Origin of the sequence: Kitasatospora sp. A2-31 (genome assembly GCF_022288725.1) — a bacterium.
Classification (GTDB): Bacteria; Actinomycetota; Actinomycetes; order Streptomycetales; family Streptomycetaceae; genus Kitasatospora.
This window is the reverse complement of the sequence record NZ_JAKNTA010000059.1, coordinates 1-7,225: the sequence shown is the minus strand read 5'-3', so window position 1 is coordinate 7,225 and position 7,225 is coordinate 1. Positions and strand designations below refer to the sequence as shown.

At 71.3% G+C, this 7,225-nt stretch carries 6 protein-coding genes and 1 pseudogene; 2 read left to right on the top strand and 5 right to left on the bottom strand.

Annotated features, from left to right (window positions below; all coding sequences use genetic code 11):
• The coding region (locus MCM47_RS44365) for a UPF0182 family protein (RefSeq protein ID WP_238951649.1) at positions 1–2,623 on the bottom strand (2,623 nt) is incomplete at its 3' end.
• A 163-nt stretch (positions 2,624–2,786) separates the two neighbouring features.
• Between MCM47_RS44365 and MCM47_RS44360 the strand changes: the two genes are divergently transcribed.
• Positions 2,787–3,350: a PPA1309 family protein gene (locus tag MCM47_RS44360; protein ID WP_238951645.1), complete on the top strand. Its 564-nt coding sequence runs from the start codon at positions 2,787–2,789 to the stop codon at positions 3,348–3,350.
• A 24-nt stretch (positions 3,351–3,374) separates the two neighbouring features.
• Here the strand turns inward: MCM47_RS44360 and MCM47_RS44355 are convergent, their stop codons facing one another.
• From MCM47_RS44355 to MCM47_RS44340, 4 genes are all read right to left on the bottom strand, one after another.
• On the bottom strand, positions 3,375–4,457 hold the full coding sequence (locus MCM47_RS44355) for a PDZ domain-containing protein (protein ID WP_238951646.1): 1,083 nt from the start codon (positions 4,455–4,457) through the stop codon (positions 3,375–3,377).
• A 42-nt stretch (positions 4,458–4,499) separates the two neighbouring features.
• Positions 4,500–4,688 carry a hypothetical protein gene (locus MCM47_RS44350; RefSeq protein WP_238951647.1) on the bottom strand — a complete coding sequence of 63 codons (189 nt, stop codon included), beginning with the start codon at positions 4,686–4,688 and terminating at the stop codon, positions 4,500–4,502.
• Between the two features lie 182 nt (positions 4,689–4,870).
• A complete protein-coding gene (locus MCM47_RS44345; RefSeq protein ID WP_238951648.1) occupies positions 4,871–5,311 on the bottom strand; it encodes a molybdenum cofactor biosynthesis protein MoaE in 441 nt (146 codons plus the stop codon).
• Positions 5,312–5,582: 271 nt separating this feature from the next.
• Entirely contained in the window at positions 5,583–6,731 is a 1,149-nt protein-coding gene (locus MCM47_RS44340; RefSeq protein WP_374209278.1) for an NAD-dependent epimerase/dehydratase family protein, read from the bottom strand.
• 211 nt (positions 6,732–6,942) lie between these two features.
• Between MCM47_RS44340 and MCM47_RS44335 the strand changes: the two are divergent.
• Positions 6,943–7,225: pseudogene (locus MCM47_RS44335) on the top strand (hypothetical protein); the annotation flags it as partial.

The following is a 7,225-nucleotide window of genomic DNA, read 5'->3' as shown; positions in this document are numbered from 1 at the left end:
CCAGTGCCTTCTCCAGGTTGTCCTCGACCGCGACCACCGCGTTCTCGTTGCCGTAGGTCGCCAGCACCTTCTTCAGCACCGGCACCTTGGCGCTGCGGCCGATCAGGTAGACCGGCTCGACGTTGAGCAGGCCTCCGCCGACCGGCAGGGTCAGCAGGTTGCCGTACTCGATGTCGGAGTCGGTACCGGTCTTCAGCAGGGTGAGCTGGTTGGCTACCAGCGGGTCCGAGTTGAACTTCGCCTGGACCTGCTTCGCCCCGAGCGCCCGGGAGTCGGTCTCCATCTTGGCGATCCGGATCTTCCCGTAGTCCGGCCCCGGGTCGGCGCTGACCGACATGAAGGCGGCCAGGTTGTCGCGCCCGCTCGGCGTGAACGAGGTGGTGAGCGAGAAGCTCGCGGCCTTGGCGTCGGGCATCCGGACCGTCAGGTAGTACGGCGGCTGGACCTCGTTGGTGTTGGTGGTCGGGTCCGCCGGCACCTGCCAGATGTCGGTGCCGTTGAAGAAGCCGCCGGCGTCGGTCATGTGGTACTCGGCGAGCAGGTCGCGCTGCACCTTGAACATGTCCTGCGGGTACCGCAGGTGCGGCATCAGCGTGTCCGGGATCTCGGCCTTCGCCTTGACGGTGTCCGGGAACGCCTTCATCCAGGTCTTCAGCACCGGGTCGTTCTCGTCCCACTGGTAGAGCGTCACCTCACCGGTGTACGCGTCCACGGTGGCCTTGACCGAGTTGCGGATGTAGTTGACCTGGTTGGCGGCGGTCAGCAGCTCACCGCGCTGGTTGGTCAGCGAGTCCTTGGTGACGTCGCCCAGCGTCGTCTTGGACGAGAACGGGTAACCGTCCGAGGTGGTGTAGCCGTCCAGCACCCAGACCACCTTGCCCGGCTGGCCGGCGGGGCCCGCCTGCACCACCGGGTACGGGTCGGCGTCGATCGACAGCCAGGGCGCGACCTTCTCGACCCGCTCCTTGGGGGTGCGGTCGTAGATGACCTTCGCGCCGTCCTTGATCGCGCTGGAGTAGAGGATCTGCGGCTCGGCGAACTTCACCGCGTACGCGGCCCGCGTGAGCGGGTTGGACAGCGAGACGCCGCTGCCGCCGTCGTAGGTGGAGTGCACCGGGGTGCCGTCCTCGGCGGTGTAGTCGATGTCCTGGTAGCCGCCGCCGACGATCGAGTACGTCGTGGTCTTCTCGCCGTAGTAGACCCGCTGCTGGTAGGGGCCGAACGCGCCCTTGGTCGGCAGCGCGGACTCGGTGTAGACCGGGTTGCCGTTGGAGTCCACCTGGTTGCCCTTGGCCGCGATCACGCCGTAGCCGTGGGTGTAGTTGAAGTGGTCGTTGATCCAGTTCCGCTGGATGCCGTTGAGGTCCAGCTCGCGCACGCCCAGCACGGTGTCCTGGGCGCCGTACCGGTCCACGTCCAGCGACTTGGGGAAGGCGTAGTACTTGCGCAGCGCCTCGTTCTGCTGGAACGTCGGGCCGACCACGTTCGGGTCGAGCAGCCGGATGTCCGTGATGGTCTGGGCGTCCGGCTTCAGCGCGTCCGCGTTGGTCGCGTTCGCCGGGTTGTACGGGGTGACCTGGCTGTCCGCGATCCCGTACGCCTGCCGCGTCGCGTCGATGTTCTTCTGGATGTACGGCGTCTCCTTGGCCTGCTCGTTCGGCTTGACCTGGAACTGCTGCACGATCGCCGGGTACACCCCGCCGATCAGCACCGCCGACAGCACCATCAGCCCGAGGCCGATCAGGGCCGGGGCCCAGGTGCGGCGGATCGGGGTCAGGAAGAAGAGCACCGCGCAGATGATCGCGACGAAGAACAGGATGGTCTTGGCCGGCAGGAACGCGTTGGCGTCCACGTAGCGCAGGCCGGTCCAGCCGCTGACGCCCTTGTAGGAGCCGGTCTTCACCGCCAGGGCGTACCGGTCGAGCCAGTACGCCGCCGCCTTCAGCAGCACGAAGACGCCGAGCAGCACCGCGAGGTGGCCCTGCGCACCGGCGCTGGCCCGGCGGCCCGGACCCTGCAGCCGCAGGCCCCCGTACAGGTAGTGCACCAGCACCGAGGCCAGCAGCGAGACGATCACTGCGCTGAACGCGAAGCCGAGCACGAACTCGTAGAACGGCAGCTCGAAGGCGTAGAAGGAGACGTCCATGCCGAACTGCGCGTCCTTCACGCCGAAGGACGTCCCGTTGGTCCACAGCAGCCAGGTCCGCCACTGGCCGGAGGCGGCGGCACCGGCCACCAGGCCGATCACCAGCGAGATCCCGATCAGCGTCCAGCGCTTGAACGGGGCCAGCCCCGACCGGTAGCGGTCCAGGCTCTGCTGCTCCACCGACATCGCCGACAGCGGCGGCCGCAGCCGGTGCGCCAGCCAGAGGTTGAAGCCGACGATCACCGCCATGAACAGCCCGAACACGGCGAACAGGCCGATCTTCGTCCAGAGCTGGGTGGTGAACACCGAGGAGTAGTGGACCGACTTGAACCAGAGCCAGTCCGTCCAGAACCCGGAGAACATGACGAACAGCAGGAACAGCACCGCGAGCACGCCCAGGGTCAGCAGGAGCACCCGCGCGCGCCGGGAGGGCGGGCCTACCCTTCGCCGGAATCCCGGCCCTGAGCGTTCCGGCATCTGGAAGACCACGGTGGCACCTCGGCTGTGTCGTCTGGAGTCGGTCGGTCGTCAGTGAAACTAAACCAGGCTCTGGCCGAGTTCCCACCGTTAGCAGACGGTTACTCCGACCCCGCAGGAGCCGTGGCGCCGCCCGGGGGCCCCGGCGTGTGAGGATTGAGGCATGTCCGATGTCTCCAATTCCCCCGACGACGTCTCCAAGCTCCCGGCCGCCAGCCCGCTGACCCGGGCCGCGCTGGAGATCGACGAGTACGCCGCCACCCTCGGCTGGGACCTCCCGGCCCGCCTGTTCGCCCTGGTGGACAGCGCCGCGCTGCGCAAGGCCGACCCCCGGATCGCGAAGCAGCTCGGCCTCGCCGACAGCGACGAGGCCGGCCTCACCCCGGTCGAGCAGGACGAGCTGCCGGCCGGCATGGAGCTCGACAAGTTCCTCGGCACCATCGCCTGGCCGGACGCCGTGGCCGGCTGCGCCCTGGTGGTCGAGCGGCTCATGCTGCCGCCGGGCGCCGAGCAGTCCCGCCCGCGCAACGCCAGCGACGCCCAGCTCGCCGAGTGGGTGGCCAACCACCCCAAGCGCGAGGAGGTGCGGATCACCGCCGCCGTGCTGCGGGACGGCAAGAAGGAGATCGCCCTGCGGCTGCGGTCGAAGGACACCGCCCGCGAGGTGCTGACCGGCCCCGACCTGGTGCCGGGCCTGACCGAGGCCCTGCTGGCGACCTTCGCCTGATCCCGGACGGCCGGGGCGGTCCGGCTACTTGGCGCAGGACGGCAGCGCGGAGGTCTGCCCGGAGCGGATCTGCTCCAGCGACTTCAGCGCGCCGTCCAGCGTCTCGGCCTTGACCAGGGTCAGTCCGGACGGGGTGTTCTTGCCGGCCTCGGCACAGTTGCCGGCCGGGGTGAAGAAGTACTCGGCCCCGGCGTCCCGGGCGGCGATCAGCTTCATGGATATCCCGCCGATCGGGCCGACCTTGCCGGCGTCGTCGATGGTGCCGGTGCCCGCGACGAACCGGCCGCCGGTGAGGTCCTCGGGCGTCAGCTTGTCGATGATGCCGAGCGAGAACATCAGCCCGGCGCTGGGCCCGCCCACGTCCTGCAGGCCGATGTCGATCTGGAACGGGTAGGTGTGCCGCACGCCGGGACGGATGCCGACCATCGCGCTGCCGGTGTCCGGGGACTTCACGGTCGGCACGGTGACGTCGGTGCGGGCCGCCGACGGATCGGTCTTGGCGGCGTCCCTGGCCATCGGCACCACGGTGAAGACCACCGACTCGCCGGGCTGGTGCTTGGTGACGGCCTTGGCCACGCCCTCCGCGTCGGTCACCGGCGCGCCGTCGACGGCGACGATCCGGTCGCCGGCGTGCAGCCGGCCCTCGGCCGGGGCGCCGGCGGTGACCGACTGGACGATCAGCTCGTTGCCGACCGGGATGCCGAGCTGGGTGAGCGCCGCCGTGCGCGCGTGGTCCTCGGAGAGCGCGAACTCCTCGGCGTTCTGCTTCTTGGCGTCCGCGTCCGTCTGACCCTTCGGGTAGACGTTGTCGTGCGGCACCACCAGGACGTCGTCCCGCAGCCACCCGATCACCGCGTTGACCAGGCTGGGCTCGTACTTGGCCCCGGTGACCTGGACGGTGGTCATGTTGAGGTGCCCGCTCACCGGGTACGACTCGTGGCCGGTGACGGTGATCACCGGTGTACCCGTCTTCTCCTGCACCCCGAGCGTGTTGTACGTCGGCCCCGGGCTCATCTCGGTGTACGGCACCTTCATCAGCACCGAGACGCAGAGCAGCGCTATGAGCAGCAGGGTGGCGGCGAGCATCGTCGCAGAGCGGCGTGGCATGCCTCGACAGTACGGGACGCGGGTGACGCGGCGCCCCCCGGGCTACCGGCCCGAGCCCTCGCTCCGGCCGGCGCCGACGGTGGAGCGTTCCATCGCGGCCGTGAAGCGTCGGTGTTCGGCGAGGGAGGCGGGGTCCCCGGTGGCTCGCGGAGCCCGCTGGGCCCAGCCCGCCCAGACGGTGGCGAGCAGTGCGGCGACAACCGGAATGATCAACCAGGCGAGCACAGCCATGTCAGTACTCCCAGCTCGTCGTGTCTATGAGCAGATTAACCACCCCGCTGGACAACGCGGACGGCGCCGTCCGGGTTACGGGACAGCCGATCGGCTCACTGCCAAGGAGTATTCGGCGCAGCGGCCCACACCCGTTCGAGTGAGGGCCCGGCGCGCCTGCGTGCCGACGGTGTTCGGGCAGGTCAGCAGCTTGCGGCGCCGACCCACTCCTCCTCGCCGTCGGAGAAGACCTGGTGCTTCCAGATCGGCACCTCGTGCTTGAGGTCGTCGATCAGCCGGCGGGCGGCGGCGAAGGCCTCGCCGCGGTGGGCGCAGGAGACGGCGACGATCACGGCCTTGTCCGTGATGTCCAGCCGTCCGATGCGGTGCACCGCGGCGAGCGCCTTGACCGGGAAGTCGGCGACGATCTTCTCGGCGATCCGGCGCATCTCCTGCTCGGCCGTGGGGTGGCAGCTGTACTCCAGCGCGGCCACCGACTTGCCGCCGTCGTGGTCACGGACCGTCCCGACGAAGACGGTCGTGCCGCCGGCCGCGTCGTCGCCCACCGCCTCGTACACCTCGTCGAGCGAGAGCGGGGTGTCGCGGATGGCGAGCAGGCGGATGGGGTCGTGGTTCTCGGACATGCCCCCATGATTCCCCATCCGGATCCGGTTCGGGCAGGGGATTCCGTATCACGATTGCGAGATTTCGCATCGTGAGAAGAGCTGCGACTCGGGAGCGCACCGGCGCGCCGGAGCAGCCGCAGGGGCCAGGGCCGCGCGGCCCGCGGCGCCCGGCGGCCGGCGGCCCGCCACCCGGGCTCAGGCGGGCGGGCCCCGGGGGGATCAGCCGGGCGGGATCGGCGGGGCGGACTCGGACCGACGGACTCGGACGGGCGGCCTCGGACGGGCGGGATCAGAAGCGGCGCCGCTTGCGCGCCCGCCGCACCAGCGCCGCCGTACCGACCAGCGCCACCGTCGCCCCGGCCGCGCCCAGGCTGGTCGCGGCCTCCTTGCCGCCCAGCCGGCGCCCGGCCACCGCGTGCTTGCCGGAGACCTGTGCCAGCAGCTCGGCCAGCACCTGCTCGTTGGTGTAGAGCGGCCGCCAGCCCGCCTCGTGCAGCCGGCTGCCGGAGACCACCCACGGGTACATGGTGTAGGCGAGGTCCCCCGCAGGTGCCGGGGTCAGGCCGAGCCGGTGCAGCCGGGCGGCGGTGCCCAGCGCCAGCGACGCCGGCAGTTCCATCCGCCGGATGCCCGACAGCCGCTCCACGTCCTCCTGCTCCAGCCAGCCGTCGCAACCGACCGTCACCTCGCCCTCGACCAGTCCGAGCGCCGCGTACTCCAGCGCCGCCGCCAGGTCGTCCACGTGGCAGAACTGCCAGCACGGCCGGGAACCGGCCACCACCAGGAGGCGGGGAGCCTCGAAGTGCCGGGTCAGCACCGTGTCGACGCCCGGCCCGACCACCACGGCCGGCCGCAGCACCGTCACCTGCAGGCCCGGGTGGGCGCGCGGGGCCCGCCGGGCCAGCCGCTCGATCTCCAGCAGGTCCCCGACCAGCGAGGCCTCCTCGGTGGCCCGCAGCTCGGAGTCCTCGGCCAGCGGCACCTCGTTGTCGGCCAGCGCGCCGTAGACCATCGCCGAGGTGCAGAGCACCACCCGGTGCACGCCGGCCGCCGCGGCGGCGGTCAGCACGGTCTGCGCGCCGCGCACGTTGTAGGCGCTGCGGGCGCGCGGGTCGGACTCCATCCCGAGGTCCATCGCCAGGTGGACCACCACGTCCACACCGGCCAGCCGCTCGGCCACCGCGGGGTCGCGAACGTCGAGGATGCGCCACTGCACGCCCGGCACCTCGCCCCGGCGGTCGTCGACCGCGAGGACCTTCTTCACTCCCGGCGAGGCCACCAGGCGGGCCGCGACGCGCTCGCCGAGCACCCCGGCGGCACCCGTGACGGCCACGGTCAGCGGCCTGCCGCCGTAGGCTGGAGGCGGCGACGCCGTGGTGTCCGGGGCGTCCTCTCCTCCGGTCAGCCCAGAGCGAACGTCCGAAGGCGGGGAACTCACCGGCCATCCTCCACGGTTAGCTTATGTGCGTACGTACGTGTGTCACGTACGTCCATCCTGCCCGAGGCGGAGGCCCGGCGGTGCACCCGGCGCGGGTCAGCCGCACCGGGAGCCGCCCACCGGCCGCGAGTCCCCCCGCTCCGCCGACCGCCCCGGGCCCGCAGACCCACCGCCACCACCCGCATGACGGCCGACCGGATCGAGGACCCCCGTGAGCGACCTTCCCTTCGGATTCGGCGTTCCGCCAGAGGAGCCCGAGGACGGCAAGGCCAAGCCCGAGGACGCCAAGGGCGGGCCCGGCGACGAGCAGAAGAAGGAGCAGGGCGGCCCGCAGCCGTTCGGCTTCGCCGGCGGGAACCCGTTCGGCGCGCTGTTCGGGATGGGCATGCCCGGCGGCCCTGGCACGCCGGGTGCCCCCGGTGGCGCCGACAACCCGTTCGCGGCGATGTTCGGCGGCCTCAACCCCAACGACCTCGGCGCAGCGTTCCAGCAGC